15 protein-coding genes are annotated in these 15,459 nt (G+C 53.3%); 11 read left to right on the top strand and 4 right to left on the bottom strand.

Going from position 1 to position 15,459, the window contains the following annotated elements; genetic code table 11:
- The first annotated feature begins 184 nt into the window (after positions 1-184).
- From EG028_RS00310 to EG028_RS00280, 7 genes are all read left to right on the top strand, one after another.
- Positions 185-607 (top strand): hypothetical protein, encoded by a 423-nt coding sequence (locus tag EG028_RS00310; RefSeq protein WP_120514058.1) that lies wholly within the window; start codon positions 185-187, stop codon positions 605-607.
- Between the two features lie 67 nt (positions 608-674).
- Positions 675-1,289 (top strand): hypothetical protein, encoded by a 615-nt coding sequence (locus tag EG028_RS00305; RefSeq protein WP_120514057.1) that lies wholly within the window; start codon positions 675-677, stop codon positions 1,287-1,289.
- The gene (locus tag EG028_RS00300) at positions 1,268-2,062 is read left to right on the top strand and encodes a sensor histidine kinase (RefSeq protein ID WP_120514056.1); all 795 of its coding nucleotides are present in this window, start codon (positions 1,268-1,270) and stop codon (positions 2,060-2,062) included. The genes EG028_RS00305 and EG028_RS00300 overlap by 22 nt, the downstream gene beginning before the upstream one ends.
- A complete protein-coding gene (locus tag EG028_RS00295; protein WP_120514055.1) occupies positions 2,059-2,700 on the top strand; it encodes a response regulator transcription factor in 642 nt (213 codons plus the stop codon). The genes EG028_RS00300 and EG028_RS00295 overlap by 4 nt, the downstream gene beginning before the upstream one ends.
- Before the next feature lie 787 nt (positions 2,701-3,487).
- Positions 3,488-3,721 carry a hypothetical protein gene (locus tag EG028_RS00290; protein ID WP_123864479.1) on the top strand — a complete coding sequence of 78 codons (234 nt, stop codon included), beginning with the start codon at positions 3,488-3,490 and terminating at the stop codon, positions 3,719-3,721.
- On the top strand, positions 3,712-3,855 hold the full coding sequence (locus EG028_RS00285) for a hypothetical protein (RefSeq protein ID WP_206614321.1): 144 nt from the start codon (positions 3,712-3,714) through the stop codon (positions 3,853-3,855). The genes EG028_RS00290 and EG028_RS00285 overlap by 10 nt, the downstream gene beginning before the upstream one ends.
- Before the next feature lie 4 nt (positions 3,856-3,859).
- The gene (locus tag EG028_RS00280) at positions 3,860-5,143 is read left to right on the top strand and encodes an acetylxylan esterase (RefSeq protein WP_120514054.1); all 1,284 of its coding nucleotides are present in this window, start codon (positions 3,860-3,862) and stop codon (positions 5,141-5,143) included.
- A 96-nt stretch (positions 5,144-5,239) separates the two neighbouring features.
- On the opposite strand, the gene EG028_RS00275 is transcribed toward EG028_RS00280, so the two are convergent.
- From EG028_RS00275 to EG028_RS00260, 4 genes are all read right to left on the bottom strand, one after another.
- Positions 5,240-6,421, bottom strand: a complete 1,182-nt coding sequence (locus EG028_RS00275; protein WP_120514053.1) for a M20 metallopeptidase family protein — start codon at positions 6,419-6,421, stop codon at positions 5,240-5,242.
- Positions 6,422-6,429: 8 nt separating this feature from the next.
- Positions 6,430-7,464, bottom strand: a complete 1,035-nt coding sequence (locus EG028_RS00270; protein WP_120514052.1) for a dihydrodipicolinate synthase family protein — start codon at positions 7,462-7,464, stop codon at positions 6,430-6,432.
- Between the two features lie 154 nt (positions 7,465-7,618).
- Entirely contained in the window at positions 7,619-8,635 is a 1,017-nt protein-coding gene (locus EG028_RS00265) for an NAD-dependent epimerase/dehydratase family protein (RefSeq protein WP_120514051.1), read from the bottom strand.
- A 14-nt stretch (positions 8,636-8,649) separates the two neighbouring features.
- Positions 8,650-9,900, bottom strand: coding sequence for an Nramp family divalent metal transporter (locus tag EG028_RS00260; protein WP_241559028.1), 1,251 nt, complete (start codon positions 9,898-9,900; stop codon positions 8,650-8,652).
- A 487-nt stretch (positions 9,901-10,387) separates the two neighbouring features.
- Here EG028_RS00260 and EG028_RS00255 point away from each other — a divergent pair, with 487 nt between their 5' ends.
- The 4 genes from EG028_RS00255 to nagA all read left to right on the top strand — a co-directional run bounded on the left by EG028_RS00255 (position 10,388) and on the right by nagA (position 15,455).
- Positions 10,388-11,416: a Gfo/Idh/MocA family protein gene (locus EG028_RS00255; RefSeq protein ID WP_120514049.1), complete on the top strand. Its 1,029-nt coding sequence runs from the start codon at positions 10,388-10,390 to the stop codon at positions 11,414-11,416.
- A gap of 92 nt (positions 11,417-11,508) precedes the next feature.
- Positions 11,509-12,849, top strand: coding sequence for a Gfo/Idh/MocA family protein (locus tag EG028_RS00250; protein ID WP_120514048.1), 1,341 nt, complete (start codon positions 11,509-11,511; stop codon positions 12,847-12,849).
- 19 nt (positions 12,850-12,868) lie between these two features.
- Positions 12,869-14,266, top strand: a complete 1,398-nt coding sequence (locus tag EG028_RS00245; protein WP_120514047.1) for a sugar MFS transporter — start codon at positions 12,869-12,871, stop codon at positions 14,264-14,266.
- Positions 14,238-15,455: an N-acetylglucosamine-6-phosphate deacetylase gene (gene nagA, locus EG028_RS00240; RefSeq protein WP_120514046.1), complete on the top strand. Its 1,218-nt coding sequence runs from the start codon at positions 14,238-14,240 to the stop codon at positions 15,453-15,455. The genes EG028_RS00245 and nagA overlap by 29 nt, the downstream gene beginning before the upstream one ends.
- The last annotated feature ends 4 nt before the right edge of the window (positions 15,456-15,459 follow it).

The raw sequence follows: 15,459 nt of genomic DNA, 5'->3' as shown, positions 1-15,459 counted from the left end.
TTAGGGTCAGAGATGAACTGTCAGGGCAAAGATGAGAACAGGATGTAGTCCGGAACAGGGGGATTATGCCGGGTTTCATACGGGAAATTTCCCGGCCGGGAAACGGGGAATACGCTGTTGAGTGCAAGCCAGGGAATCAGGAGCTTTACAGTGTCTATATTTTATAACCTTAAAATCATCTTTTATGTTAAGAGGAAAAATACTTCCCCCGGGTGATGCTCTTAAACAGTATGGGAAATTTGTGAAGGACTTTAGTAAATATACCCTGTCGGAATTTCCTGTTGCCGTTTGTTACAGAATTGACGAGTTGCATTCTTTTATTTATGAAGCAATTCAAATGTTTGACAGAAAAAATATTCCGGAGGCAGAACGGGGTGTCGGGGTGATGTTGGGCACAAGCGTAGCAACAGGCGGCCATATTGGAAACAAGGTTACCCTTATGCTGGTGGCCACCAGATGGGTAGAGGCTCCCGGGGACAAAGGAAAAGTTTTGTCGATCAGCAACCCGATCATTCATGCTGGCTGGCCCGGGCAGCCGCCGGAAGGAATTAAAGGAGGAGACCCCGATGCGGACGTAGCCTACGACGCCGGCAGCCTGTGGCCGTAATCCCGCAGACCCAATAAAGACCAGATCAAACAAAGAGATGTTAGCATTATACTCAATTGCAGAATGGATGGCATTCCTATGCAGTATTCTACTGTTTGCGAAAGGGGTAGGGAATGGATACCGGTTATTTTTTCTCTACACCCTTTTCGTGATCATCATTGAATTTACCGGCAGGTGGATGGCGGAAGCTAAAATACCGAATCACCGGCTGTTCACTTTTGCCTGTTTTGTATTCACCTGTTTTTACCTGTACACCGTGAGGAGTTTCCTGGCGGATGTACGCCGTCGCAGGGCCGTCCTGCTATTGCTGGGACTGTTTGTGGCCGTGTACATTGTCAACCTTTCATTTTTTCAGGGCCTTACCGCCTTTAATTCCTATTCGTTCATCATTGGTTATACGCTGCTGGCGATTGCCTGTACTATTTATTACATCGAGTTCATCCAGCAGGAGGTGATAACACCGGTGTGGGAAGAGCCCGATTTTTTTATCGTAACAGGGTATTTTATCTATGGCGCCATCACCGCCATTCTTTATACCCTTCACCGGTATTTTGCCTATATGCAGATCCCTGACGTGGAATACAGGAGCCTGTTCAGGAAAACCAGCGATATAGCCAATGTATCCCTATACCTGTTATTGGCCGTAGCTTTTGTCATTATATGGAAAAAGAGAAAGTCATAAGTATATTTTTCCAGGTGGCGGTGATCGCCTTTACGCTCATTGTAGCGTTTGTGACCGTCATTGTTTATATCCGTTTTAAACGCAACCAGGATATCAGGCAGAAACGTTCCATGGAAAAGGAATTTGCAGAACAACTGAAACAATCCCGGATCGAAGTGCAGGAGCAGACCTTCGGGCAGATAGGAAAAGAACTGCACGATAATGTCAGCCAGCTGCTCAGCACATCCAGGATGCTCCTGGGCCTTACGGAACGCAGCCTGGTGAACCCGCCGGATACCCTGCTTTCCGCCAATGCCACGCTCGGGCAGGCTATCAGCGAGTTACGCTCGCTGTCACGGTCTATGGACAAAGACTGGCTGGAACAATTCAGTTTTGCGGATAACCTGCAAACGGAGATCACCCGCATCAACGCGGGCGGCCTTGTAAAGGCGGACTGTTCCCTGCAAGGCATTCCGCTACTGGCTTCCGGGGAGCAGATCATCCTGTTCCGAATTGTACAGGAGGCTATACAAAATGCCCTCAAACATGGCCGGCCCGCCAGTATCAGCATTCAATCCCGCGTCACGGAAGCCGGGCATCTTATTACCGTCACCGATGACGGCGCCGGTTCCTCCACCGTTCCGCCAGATGCCGCTTATCCCGGTGCCGGTATGGGCATTACCAATATGAAACTCCGCACCGCAACGCTTGGCGGCCGTATCTCCTGGCATCCGGGCACCGGCTCGGGCACCATTGTTTCCATTCATTTACCCCACCAAACACCTCCCATATGAAAACAAGGATCGGGCTGGTAGACGATCACCAGTTATTCCTCAAATCACTAAGCCTGATGCTGGATACCTTCCAGGATTATGAAGTAGTGATAGAAGCCCTGAACGGCCGCGATCTGCAGGAAAAAATGAAACTGCTCGAAACACCGCCTGATATGATACTGGTAGATGTAAATATGCCCGTTATGGACGGCATCGCCACCGCCGGCTGGATCACGGAAAATCATCCCGCCATTTTACTCATTGCGCTGTCGATGAATGATAAAGACGATGCCATTATCCGTATGTTCCGCGCAGGATGCTGTGCCTACCTGTTAAAAGACACTCATCCCACCGAACTTGAAAAGGCGTTGCAGGAAGTAAGAATAAAAGGGTATTACAATGCGGACACGGGGAATATCAATTTCAGGCGGCTTCTCCGTAAGGCGGATGAAAAGCAGGAGGTCCCAATTACTGCCAGGGAACTGCAATTCCTGGAGTATGCGTGCAGTGATCTTACTTACAAACAGATCGCTGCGAAAATGTACCTCAGCGAGCGCACGATCGACGGTTACCGGGAGGCGTTATTTGAAAAACTCCATGTGCAAAGCCGGGTAGGCCTTTGCCTTGAGGCGCTGCGGAAGGAATTGGTCAGGTTATAGGGACGGCGGACAGGCTGATGCAGGGGAATGACCGGGCAGGAATACCCGGGTCCGTTACATTATCCATTTTTTAAGTTCCGTTTAAACCCCTGCCGTAGGCATCCTCAAACGCCTGGGCAGGTGTATAATGCTGGCATAGATAAAAGACAGCGCCGGCCTTTACCGCGTCTGTCAGTACGTGTGCTGCAAGGTAACGGCCTTCACTGCGGACTGACAGCAATGTGTAAAAGCGGAATTTGAGAACGGTTTTTGCTGTTATTTTCTAAACAAAAACGGTTGGGTTTGGATAGATTAGCAAAACAGGTAAACTGCCGTTTATTAAAGTAAATAATGTCCTGCTTCATCAAAAAGCGCTGAAAAAACCAAAAAAAACCTCAAAATACTCCTTTCTAAGTCCAAGGTAAGTCCAGGTAAAGTCCAAGTAAAGTCCAGGTAAAGTCCAGGTATGCCAGTACTATACCAGTATGATGCAAGCCTTATACTTCCCTCATACTTTATTCTAACCTGCGTCATACTCCCTTCTTCACCCCATGCGACCGCTTTAGATGATCTTCATCGTCCCTGCATATTTCTTTCCGGTACGCTTCGCGGTTACCGCTGGCCATCTTTATTCTTTTTCGCTCCATTCATCCATATTTCCTGCTATGTTACGTCATTTCGCTTCAGGCCCGTGGATGACCGTTCGTTTAGTCTTTGCCTGTTCCCTTCGTGAATTTTCCCTCCGGCGCTTTGAGGGCCGGTTTTGTTTTATTACTTTTTACCCCGGAAACTTTAACCGTACCCCCGCATGAAATTATTCCACGCATTATTGTTGCTGGCTTTCCCGGCCCAAAGCCAGGTTTTGCAGGCAGATAGTTTTTTTACCGTTCCGGACGTTTACCAATCACAATACGGCACTTACCGCAGCCCGCTGAAGTTTTATGACGGCACACCCGTAAAGACCGCCGCAGACTGGCAGCGCCGCCGACTCTCCTGGTGTCCGGCGGGGCGGAAGATACACCCGTGCGGTGGGTGGCGCTGAACCATACCGTTGCCGTGAATAAACTGCTGGGTTACAGCCACCGCGTAGCGATGACGAACCGCGCGGAACATGCGCCCAATCCGCATTCCAACGAACAGGCCTTTCAATTCCTCATTTATTTTCTGAAAAAATAAAAGCATGTACAAATTTTCAAAAATCCTCTCCGGCTTATTGTTCATTGCCGGGGTAGCCGCGGCCCAGCCTGTGGAACAGGTGGTGAAAGTGGTGGTGGCGCCCGATCATTCCAACTGGTTGTACCATACCGGTGAAAAGGCGAAGTTCACCGTCACCGTATTCCAAAACGGCAACCCGGTAAAAGACGTAAAACTGGATTACGAAGTAGGCCCGGAAAAGATGAAACCCGCTGTCAAACAAACCGCAACGCTTGCGAACGGCAGTATCGTGATAGAAGGCGGCACCATGACCACGCCCGGCTTCCTCCGCTGCGCCGTTACCGCCGAAGTGAATGGTAAATCCTACAAACGCCTCGCCACCGCGGGATACGATCCTGAAAAGATCAAACCTACGGTGGATAATCCCGCGGACTTTGACAGTTTCTGGGAAAAAGGGAAAGCCGAGCTCTCCAGGGTTCCCCTGGATGCGAGGATGACCCTGCTGCCCGAACGTTGTACGGAAAAGGCGGACGTGTACCAGGTGAATCTGCAGGGCTACGGCCAGTCCCGGCTGTACGGCATTTTGTGCCTGCCGAAAAAAGAAGGGAAATACCCGGCGGTACTGCGTGTACCAGGCGCCGGTATCAGGCCTTACGCGGGAGATATTGCCAAAGCCGAGGCCGGCGTGATCACTTTCGAGATAGGCATCCACGGCATCCCGGTGAACCTGGATCCTTCGGTGTACACCAGCCTTTCCAGCGGCGCGCTCAGCGGTTACCCGATGTTCAACATGGATGACAAGGACCGTTTTTATTACAAACGCGTTTATCTCAACTGTGTGCGTGCAAACGATTTTATCGCCAGCCTCCCGCAATATGATGGTAAGAACCTCGGCGTACAGGGCGGCAGCCAGGGCGGTGCGCTTTCCATTGTGACGGCGGCTCTGGACCCGCGTGTGAAATGTCTTGCCGCCATGTATCCCGCCCTCAGCGATGTGACCGGTTACCTGCACAACCGCGCAGGCGGATGGCCGCATGTGTTTTATCACAGGAACGAAGACCGGAAGGATTTTGTAGTGACCGCGGGTTATTACGACGTGGTGAACTTTGCCCGCCGCCTGAAAGCCCCCGGCCGTTACACCTGGGGCTTCAATGATGAAACCTGCCCGCCGACGTCCATGTATTCGTCCTACAACGTGATCACCGCGCCGAAAGACCTTTCGCTGTACCTGGAGACAGGCCACTGGGCGTATCCGGATCAGCATGAGGAAATGAACAACTGGCTGATGGACAAACTGAAGGGGAAATAAGAAAGAGCATCATCAACGAATAACAAAGGGGCAATAACGATTTATTGCCCCTTTTCAGGCTTTATCAGCCCCTTATTTGGAATGGAGAGTAAATGTTTACAAATTATTCAGCGCCAGCCACGCCATCAACCCTGACCCGATCTCCAGGCTTTTTTCATCCAGGTCGAAAGTGGCGGTATGCAGGCCGGAGGTGATGCCTTTTTTTTCATTCCTTACGCCAAGCCGGTAAAAACAGGCGTCTGTAAGCTGCGAATAAGAAGCAAAGTCTTCCGCTGCCATCCAGATGGGGAGGTCCACTACGTTTTCTTTACCAACATAATCCTCCGTGAGCGAACGCGTGCGCGCTGTCAGTTTTTCTTCGTTGATCAGCACGGGATAACCCACGGTGATATTCACTTCGCATCTGCCGCCCATGCTTTCCACGATGCTGCGGGCCATTTCTTTGATCCTGCGGTGCGCCTCAAATCGCCAGGTTTCGTCCATGGTACGGAAGGTGCCGTCTATCGTTACCTTGTCCGGTATCACGTTGTGCGCGCCGTTGGCGATCACTTTGCCGAACGATAATACGGAAGGCACGGTGGGATTGGCGTTTCGGCTTACGATCTGCTGCAGCGCAACGATCATATGGCTGGTGATCAGCACCGGGTCTATCGTGGTGTGCGGCATGGCGCCGTGGCCGCCCTTGCCCTCCACGGTGATGTAGATCTCATCCGCGCTGGCCATGTATCTTCCCGCCCGGAACCCGATCCTGCCGGTTTCCAGTTCGGGCATTACGTGCTGGCCGAGGATGTTTTGCGGGGCGGGGTTTTGTAACACGCCTTCGCGGATCATGATGCTGGCGCCGCCCGGGGTGCATTCCTCGCCCGGCTGGAAGATAAACTTCACGGTGCCGGCAAATTCATGTTCCAGTGATTTCAGGATGGCGGCTGTACCCAGCAGGGACGCGGTATGCCCGTCGTGCCCGCAGGCATGCATAACGCCGGGCACGGTGGATTTGTAAACCACATCGTTCAGCTCCAGGATGGGCAACGCGTCCATATCGGCGCGCAGCGCCACCACTTTGTCCGAAGGCCCTTTTTTGCCATGCAGCAGGGCCACGAGGCCGGTATTGGCCATTTTTTCATATGCCAGGCCGATGGCGTCCAGCCGGGATGCGACATAGGCCGCAGTGTTTTCTTCTGAGAACGAAAGCTCCGGGTGAGCATGCAGGTGCCGCCTTGTATGGATGGTTTCTTCGTGCAAACGGTGGGCTTCTTCCCTGATCCTTTCTTTTAACATATCCGAGATCAAATTTTATCCTTCGCAAGGAATGCCCTGACGAACGCATCATCCGTGAGTTCGGGATATGCGGCCGTAACGCGGTCGATCTCTTCCAGCTGGCCGGGGGAAAGGGTCTCTTCCGGGTCCAGGCACCAGATGCCTTCCAGGAAGCCCTGCCTGCGGAGTACTTCGTGTATCCCGGCAATAGAGCCCGCAAAGGCATGGGAGGGATCAAAGAGCGCGGCATTCATGTCTGTAACGGCGATGCCTGTACGCAATACTTCCTGCGGGCTCATGTGGCGGATGTCCGCAAAAAGGGAAGCCACATTGCTGGTCCATACGGACCAGTGCCCGAGTAGCCCGCCGGCAAATCCTTTTTCCACCGTTTGCCCGTTCACGGTGAAACGGTAGGTGGTGAGAAGGTCTGCCAGGATATTGTCATCGTTCCCTGTGTAGAGCGCGATCTGGTCCCGGCGGGGAGAGCTGCATACGGCACGCACCACGTCCAGGGTCTGGTAGCGGTTGAACGGGGCCGTTTTGATGGCCTTTACGTTCGGGATGGCCGCCAGCTGTTCCCAGAAATGGTAACTCAATATACGCCCTCCTACGGAAGGTTGCAGATAAAATCCGAAAACGGGGATCTCCTGTGCAACGGCTGTAATATGTTGGATCAATTGCTCCTCGCTCAGCTGCTGCAACCCGCCCAGGCTTACAAGGCCCAGGTGGTAGCCAAGGCCGGCCGCCAGGCGGGCTTCTTTTATGGCCTGCTCCGTAGGCCCGCAAACGCCGGCCACTTTGATGAAAGGACGGGTCAGTTCCGCCTTTTCTATTTCTTCCGCCGCCAGCCGCAGCACGGTTTCGTATAGATTGATGGAAGGATGGCGGATGGCGAATTGGGTGGTGTGTACGCCCACAGCCACGCCGCCCGCGCCGGCGGCGATGTAATAACGTGTAAGCCTGCGCTGCCGGGCTTCGTCCAGTTTACACTCCGCGGTAAGCGCCAGCGGATGGGCGGGGATGACCGTGCCCGAATAAAGCAATTGTTCTATAGATGGTTGCATGATATTAAGTTGATAGTGCCGGTTGTCAGCCGGCGGATTTCCGTAACATTTTACGTTCAGGGTAAAATAATCGGGAGTTGTGTGAAATACAGGGCGGCTGAACGTCAGCCCGCTACCTGCAAGGCTCCCGCGAACATCACATCATTTTCCGGCATCAGAATTTCCCGGCCCTTTCCTGGAAGTGCGTGGGTTTTTGGATCGTGGCGCCGCCCTGCTGGAGCCATTCGGCCGTCAGCCCGATCATTTGCAGCAGGCCTACCCTCGGGTAGCCGAATAAACGGAAACTTTCCGCTGCGTTGCTCAGCAGGGCAGTAGGCTGTTCCTCATTGATGAACTGCGGCGTTTTGTTCATGATCTTCCCGAACTGCTCCGCGATCCAGCGCACGGGCGCCGTTTCAGGGCCGGTGATGTTCAGGAATTTGGCCGGTGCGCTGCATTGGTGGAAGCTGCGAAGCGCCATTTCGTTCGCATCGCCCTGCCAGATCACGTTCACATGGCCCATGCGCAGATCGATGGGTTTTTCCGCCAGCACATTTTTGGCGATCTCCAGCAATACGCCATAACGCAGGTCATTGGCATAGTTGAGGCGGTACACGAGAATGGGGGTATTGTATTGGTTGGAGAAATGTTCGAACACACGTTCACGGCCGAGGCATGATTGACCGTATTCGCCCACGGGAGCGGGAGCGGTGTTTTCATCCGCGCCGCCGGAAAACACCGGGGTGAAAGGATACACATTGCCCGTGCTGTATACCACGATCTTCGAATTTTTATATTTCTCCGCCACACGGCCCGGCAGGTAGGCGTTCATAGCCCATGTAAAGGCTTCTTTGCCGGTGGTGCCAAACTTGGTGCCGGCGAGGTAAAGCACATTCCTTGCATCGGGAAGCCCGGCGAGATCATTTTCATTCATCAGGTCCGCGGCGATGGCTTCCACGCCATAGGATTCCAGCTCTTCTTTCAGCCCCGGCTCCGTCAGGCGGGATACGCCGATGACCCTGCGGGCTACGCCGGAAAGGTTCACCGCCTGTCTTGCGAGCCTGGCCAGGCTCGGCCCGATCTTTCCGCCAACGCCCAGGATGAGGATGTCTCCTTCCAGTTTGGCGATATCCGCTACGAGGGCGGGGGAGGGCTGCAGCAGTCTGTCTACGGTTGTTTGAATATTTTTCATGAAAAATTGAGTTATCAGGAGAAGAATAAAGTTTTTACGTTACTGGCTGCCAGCAGCAGCATGATGATGAGCCCCGCGGCGCCCGCGATTTTGATGAACAGGGTATTTTTATAAGGGCCCATGATCTTTCCGTCGTTCGCCGTCAGGTACAATGCGATGCCGATGAACGGTACGATAAAAATGGTCACTGCCTGCGCCAGTACAATCACTTCCAGGGGCAGCTTGCCGAAGATCACGGCGATGACGGCGCCTACCAGCATAATAACGCCGATAAATACGCGCACCATGGAAGATTGCAGCTGGCCGCCATATCCCAGCGCATCACCCAGCAATGTACCGCCAAGGGAAGCGTTGCCGATGAGGGAAGAAAAAGAGGCGCCGAAAAGACCGGAGAGGAAAAGGGCTGAGGCATAGTTGCCAAAAATGGGCTCCAGTGCGCGCGCCATGTCTGTGGCGGTGTTCACGGGGATGCCTTTGGTGTTCAGTACCGCGGCGGAGCATACCATTACAATAGCACTCAGCAGGCCAAGGATGATCATGCCGGGGTAGGTTTCACGGCCGGTCTGTTTTGCTTCGGGGCTGATGCGTTTTCTTTCCTGTACCAGGTACGATTGATAAATGGCGCCCACGATAGAAAAACAGGAAGCCATAAACGCGATCAGCAGCTGTTCCGAGCCGGCGGGAATTGAAGGCACAAAACCGCCCGCCATTCCGGAGAGGGAAGGTTTGGACAGTACGAACGTGGCCATAAAAGCCACCAGCATCAATGCGATGAGGGCGATCATCACTTTTTGCAGCATGTTATAAAAGGTCCTGAAAAACAACATACCGATGGCCAGGATGTTAAACACCACAATCCATATCACCGGGCTGGTGTTGGTAGCCTCGGCAACAGCAATGCCGGTGCCGATGGAGTTGCCTGCCTGGAACGATGCACAGACAAAAAACACGCCCACACCGATGCCGATACGCGCCGCATTGCCCCATTTGCGGCCGATGGTGGTGAGAAGGGATTCGCTGGTGGCAATGCCCACTCTTGCGGCCATGGTGGCAAAAACGATCATAAAAAAGATAGCGACGGCTACGAGCCAGAGCAGATCGTAACCATAACGGGCGCCCATCATGGAGGTGATGGTGATCTTGCTGGGTCCGAATACCAGCGCCGCGGTGATGAGCCCAGGCCCGATGGCCTGCAGCCATGTCCGGTACCTTGAGGCGGGTGTAACCGCAGCCTGAGGCTCCTGCATAACAGTGGTGTTGTTCATGTTGCGCATTAAATTTTGGTTTCCTGAAGAACGAAAAAACGGGTAGATGCCGGAGGGTATCTCGCCGGCAAAGCAGTATAAAAACGACCGGAACTAACGGGATTTCCGGGTACGTACACGAAAGTACACGCCTGAGATCATAAATGCAAATATTTTATACAGAAAAAAGGAGAGGGATGGAGTTGCAGAAATACCCGAATGTTCCTTGATTGTAAATCTTCCGATTATATCGTATTTCCCTTTATTTAATGAGAAATATCCACCAGTCCGATTAAAATACTTTGCAGTTTCAGGAAATATTTTCTAATTTCCGGGTGCGTACCCGAAATACGGGTATATACATCAGATAAGCTGCCAGTCAGCTTTATTTTTGATGAAATATCGGGTACGTATACGAAAATATCCTTTCCTTTCCCGGTTTCAACCATTTAACCTATATTAAAGTAGTCAACCGAATCATTCAGTATAATTAATCAGACTGTTCCTCATGACGCAATTGTATGACCGCCGTAAGTTCCTCCAGGCATTTTCAACAGCCGCCGCAGGCGCCGGCCTGGCCGCCGCTTTACCTTTTAAAGCATTCGCATCTTCGGCCGATCCCGTACGCATCGGTATCATCGGCTGCGATAGTTCCCATGCCGTAGCTTTCGCCAAAAGCTTTAACAGTCCCACGCCTGTAGCCGGCCTGGAAGGGTTTAAAGTAATGGCCGCATTCGCGGAAGCCAGCCCCGACATCGAAAATAACCTGAAACGTTTGCCGGGTTTCGTGGAAGAGCTAAAAAAACTCGGCGTTGAAATGACCGGGTCCATAGATGACCTCATAACAAAAGTGGATGTGATAATGGTGGAATCCAACGACGGCCGCCCGCATCTCCGGCAGGCGCTGCCCGCCCTTAAAGCAGGCAAAAAAGTATTCATCGACAAACCGCTGGCAGCCTCCCTGGCAGAAGGCATGGCCATCTTTGACGCGTCCCGCAAATACAATGCGCCGGTATTCTCCGCTTCTTCTCTGCGTTACATGGAGTCGGCACAAGCTGTAGTTGGCGGCTCCGTGGGCAAAGTATTGGGAGCGGATACCTTCAGTCCCTGCCACCTTGAAAAAACACACCCGGACATCTTCTGGTACGGTATTCACGGCGTGGAAACCCTTTTCACCGTGATGGGGCCGGGTTGTAAATCTGTCACCCGTACGCAGACCGAAAATGCCGAGGTGATCGTTGGCGTGTGGGAGGACGGGCGCGTAGGCACTTTCCGCGGCACACGGTATGGCAAAGCGGATTATGGCGGCACGGTATACGGTGAAAAGGGCGTAGCAACGCTCGGGCCTTTCAAAGGGTATGTGCCACTGGTCGTGCAGATAGCGGAATTTTTCAGAACAGGCAAGGCGCCTGTACAGGAATCGGAAACCCTGGAAATACTGGCGTTTATGGAAGCCGCGGATGAAAGCAAAAAGAAAAACGGCGCTTCCGTGACGCTGGAATCAATGATAAGCAGGGCGAAAAAACACCGCAAATAGCAGGAAAAATAATCCCGCCGCCTTTTGTTTTCTGATTATTAGTAGTATTTTCGGGTACGTACCCGAAACCTTGAAATAAATTACAACCAAATATGGAAAAGTCCCGCAGAACATTTTTGAAAAATACCATCAAAGGATCGGCCGCTGTGGCCATCGGGGGGATACTGCCCGGTTTCAGCGCCAAAAGTTACGCCAGCATCATCGGCGCGAACGAACGCATCAAAGTGGGCATGATGGGAGTGAACGCCCGCGGGTTTGCGCTGGCGGGCAATTTTGCCAAACAGCCCAACTGCGAAGTGATATCGGTTTCGGATGTGGACACCCGCGCCACCGCCAAATGTATGGTGAAAGTGACCGAGATACAAAAAACAGCTCCAAAGGATGTTCCTGACTTCAGGAAAGCCCTTGAAAATAAAGACGTGGACGCGCTGGTGATCGCCGCGCCGGACCACTGGCACGCACCCGCCGCTATACTGGCCGCCAAAGCCGGTAAACACGTATACCTCGAAAAACCCGCCAGCCACAATCCTGCCGAAGGCGAACTGCTGGTGGCCGCGCAAAAAAAATATGGCGTGACCATCCAGATGGGTAACCAGCGCCGCTCCTGGCCAAACGTGATCGCCGCCATCAACGAACTGAAAAGCGGCGCCATCGGCCGTGCCTATTTCGGGAAAGGCTGGTATACCAACAATAGAGAATCCATCGGCATCGGTAAAGAAGTGCCCGTGCCGGAATGGCTCAATTACGACCTCTGGCAAGGCCCCGCACCGCGTACTCCCTATAAGGACAATATCCTTCACTATAACTGGCATTGGTTCTGGAACTGGGGCACCGGCGAAGCGCTGAACAATGGTACACATATGGTGGACCTGCTGCGCTGGGGCATGGGTGTGGAATACCCTGTTAGAGTTTCTTCCTCCGGTGGCCGCTACCGCTACCAGGATGACTGGCAGACGCCGGACACACAGGTGATCACCCTTGAGTTCGACAACAATACCAGCATGATCTGGGAAGGCCGCAGCTGCAACGGCAAGCCAGTGGAAGGCGCCACCGTGGGTGTGGTATTCTATGGCGAAAAAGGCTCCCTCACCATCGACGGCAATGCCTATACCATTTACGACCTGAAGAATAAGGTGGTAAAAGAAGTGAAGAATGAAGTCAGGATAGATCCGCGTAACCTGACCAATCCTGCGGAAACACTGGATGCTTTCCACTTCCAGAACTTCTTTGCGGGCATCCGCGAGGGCAAGCCGCTGAATGCGGACATCCTGAGCGGTCACCAGAGCACACTGCTTTGCCAGCTGGGCAATATCGCGCTGCGCTCCGGCAATACACTGCACATAGACCCGACGAACGGGCATATCCGCAACGACGCGTCCGCCGAGAAATTCTGGAAACGTGAATACCAGCCGGGTTGGGCGCCTACCATCTAATCATCATAAAAAAGCACTGATGCAGCATAAACCAAAGACGGTGGAAGTAGGCGCAATGTCCAAACGGGACGTGCGTATCTCCATTCTTATCATCGGGATGATGTTTTTTATATTCGGGTTTGTAACCTGGGTGAACGCCATCCTGATACCGTATTTCAAAATAGCCTGTGAGCTGAGCAGCAGCCAGTCTTACCTGGTGGCTTTTGCATTTTACATTTCCTATCTGCTCATATCCGTGCCATCGTCGTACCTCCTGAAAAGGACCGGCTTCAAACAGGGGATGATGGTCGGTTTCTGGATCATGGCCGCGGGCGCCTTCATTTTTGTGCCCGCCGCGCTTACCCGTACTTACAGCCTGTTCCTGATGGGCCTGTTCAGTATCGGGGCGGGGCTGGCCGTGCTGCAGACGGCCGCTAATCCCTACATCACTATCCTGGGGCCTAAAGAAAGCGCCGCACAGCGTATCAGTATCATGGGGATCTGCAACAAAGGGGCGGGCATTATTGCCCCGCTGATCTTTGCCGCGGTGATACTGCGCGCAACGGACAGCGACCTCTTCAAACAGCTGCCCGGTATGGATGCCATCGCAAAAAGCGCGGCGCTGGATGAATTCATCCGCCGTGTGATCGTACCGTATTCCGTGGTGGGTGTTGTATTGTTCCTGCTGGGCCTGTTGGTGCGTTTTTCACCACTTCCGGAGATCAATACCGAAAGCGAAACCAGTACCGTTGCGGCAGCGAATGCAGGCAAAAAGAGCATTTTTGAGTTCCCTCACCTGATCCTCGGCGCGCTGGCCATCTTCCTGCATGTAGGCACGCAGGTGGTAGCGATCGATACGATCATTCCTTACGCGCAGACCATGAACATCTCGCTGCTGGAAGCCAAAACATTCCCTTCGTATACACTGGCAGCCACCATCATCGGCTATTGCACGGGCATTACGCTCATCCCGAAATACATCAGCCAGGTGAACGCCCTGCGTGTGTGTACGGTGCTGGGCGCATGTTTTACCCTGGGTATTATTTTTATGAACGGGCAGGTGACACTGCTGGGCCATACGGCGGACATCAGCATCTGGTTTGTAGTACTGCTGGGGCTGGCCAATTCACTGGTATGGGCGGGCCTCTGGCCGCTGGCGCTGGAAGGGCTTGGCCGTTTCACCAAGCTGGGCGCCTCCGTAATGATCATGGGCCTTTGCGGCAACGCGATATTACCGCTTGTATATGGCCATTTCGCGGATGTTTCCGGCGAGCGCCTGGCATATTGGGTACTATTCCCCTGTTATATCTATCTCATCTTTTACGCTTTTTACGGTCATCTCATCAGGAGGTGGACATTTAACCTTTCCTCATCACCCGGTATCCAATTAAAAAAGGAAGTACAGCATTATGGAATCTCGCAGGATCAAGATATTTAACGGCAGGATCATTACCCCTTACCGCATCATTCGCGGCGGTACGGTACTGATAGAAGGGAACAGGATACTGGCTGTCGCCGAGGATGATATTCCCGTGCGGGATGCGATCGAAATTGATGCCCGCGGCCAGTATATTTCACCGGGTTTTATAGACATTCATGTGCATGGCGGCGGCGACAGCGACTTTATGGACGGAGACGTTGCTTCCTTCCTGGCCGTTGCCGAAACGCATATGCAATACGGCACCACTTCCATGGTGCCCACCACGCTCAGCAGCGATACGGCCAGCCTGCTGAATGCGGTGGAGTTATATGAACAGGCGCACTTACGTAATACAAAAGGCGCGGCGTTCCTGGGTATTCACCTGGAAGGCCCGTATTTCGCCATGAACCAGCGCGGGGCGCAGGACCCGCGTTATATCCGCAACCCGGATCCTGAAGAATACAAAGCCGTACTGGCTTCCACCAGTTCCGTGGTACGCTGGAGCGCGGCCCCGGAATTGCCCGGCTCGCTTGAATTCGGGCGTTATCTGACCAGCCGTGGGATACTCGCGGCCGTAGCGCATACCGACGCCATTTACGAGGAAATGCTCGAGGCTTTTGAATGCGGTTACACCCATGCCACCCACCTGTATTCCGCCATGTCCGGCGTAACGCGCCGCAATGCCTTCCGTTATGCGGGAGCGGTGGAAAGCGCGTTCCTGATGGACGAAATGACGGTGGAGATTATAGCGGACGGTATTCACCTTCCCCCGCCCTTGCTGAAGCTGGTATACAAGATCAAAGGAGCGGACAAAACGGCCCTGATCACGGATGCCATGCGTGCAGCCGGTATGCCCGAAGGAGACAGCATCCTGGGCGCCAAAAACAACGGTCTCCGCGTGATTGTGGAAGACAACGTAGCCAAACTGCCGGACCGCAGTTCGTTTGCCGGCAGCGTAGCCACCACGGACCAGCTGGTGCGCAACATGGTGAAGCTCGCGGACGTGCCGCTGGCGGATGCCGTGCGTATGATGACCAGCACACCCGCCGCCATCATGAAAGTAGCGGGCCGCAAAGGTTCGCTTACCGCGGGCCGCGATGCGGACGTGCTGATATTTGATGAGGACATTCGCATCCATACCGTGATCTGCGGCGGGCGGATCATGCACCAGGCCAGGCATACAAAAGATCACGTTATTGTTTCATAACCGG

It is taken from the genome of Chitinophaga barathri, from assembly GCF_003807585.1.
Lineage (GTDB): Bacteria > Bacteroidota > Bacteroidia > Chitinophagales > Chitinophagaceae > Chitinophaga > Chitinophaga barathri.
Note: the sequence above shows the minus strand (reverse complement) of the source record. Positions and strands in the feature narration are given on the sequence as shown.

Coding starts and splice junctions, on each gene's coding strand:
- EG028_RS00290 (WP_123864479.1), top strand. CDS start 3,488: ATGAAATTATTCCACGCATTATTGTTGCTGGCTTTCCCGGCCCAAAGC.
- EG028_RS00265 (WP_120514051.1), bottom strand. CDS start 8,635: ATGAAAAATATTCAAACAACCGTAGACAGACTGCTGCAGCCCTCCCCC.
- EG028_RS00260 (WP_241559028.1), bottom strand. CDS start 9,900: ATGAACAACACCACTGTTATGCAGGAGCCTCAGGCTGCGGTTACACCC.
- nagA (WP_120514046.1), top strand. CDS start 14,238: ATGGAATCTCGCAGGATCAAGATATTTAACGGCAGGATCATTACCCCT.
- EG028_RS00255 (WP_120514049.1), top strand. CDS start 10,388: ATGACGCAATTGTATGACCGCCGTAAGTTCCTCCAGGCATTTTCAACA.
- EG028_RS00270 (WP_120514052.1), bottom strand. CDS start 7,464: ATGCAACCATCTATAGAACAATTGCTTTATTCGGGCACGGTCATCCCC.
- EG028_RS00305 (WP_120514057.1), top strand. CDS start 675: ATGGCATTCCTATGCAGTATTCTACTGTTTGCGAAAGGGGTAGGGAAT.
- EG028_RS00310 (WP_120514058.1), top strand. CDS start 185: ATGTTAAGAGGAAAAATACTTCCCCCGGGTGATGCTCTTAAACAGTAT.
- EG028_RS00245 (WP_120514047.1), top strand. CDS start 12,869: ATGCAGCATAAACCAAAGACGGTGGAAGTAGGCGCAATGTCCAAACGG.
- EG028_RS00280 (WP_120514054.1), top strand. CDS start 3,860: ATGTACAAATTTTCAAAAATCCTCTCCGGCTTATTGTTCATTGCCGGG.
- EG028_RS00275 (WP_120514053.1), bottom strand. CDS start 6,421: ATGTTAAAAGAAAGGATCAGGGAAGAAGCCCACCGTTTGCACGAAGAA.
- EG028_RS00250 (WP_120514048.1), top strand. CDS start 11,509: ATGGAAAAGTCCCGCAGAACATTTTTGAAAAATACCATCAAAGGATCG.
- EG028_RS00295 (WP_120514055.1), top strand. CDS start 2,059: ATGAAAACAAGGATCGGGCTGGTAGACGATCACCAGTTATTCCTCAAA.
- EG028_RS00300 (WP_120514056.1), top strand. CDS start 1,268: ATGGAAAAAGAGAAAGTCATAAGTATATTTTTCCAGGTGGCGGTGATC.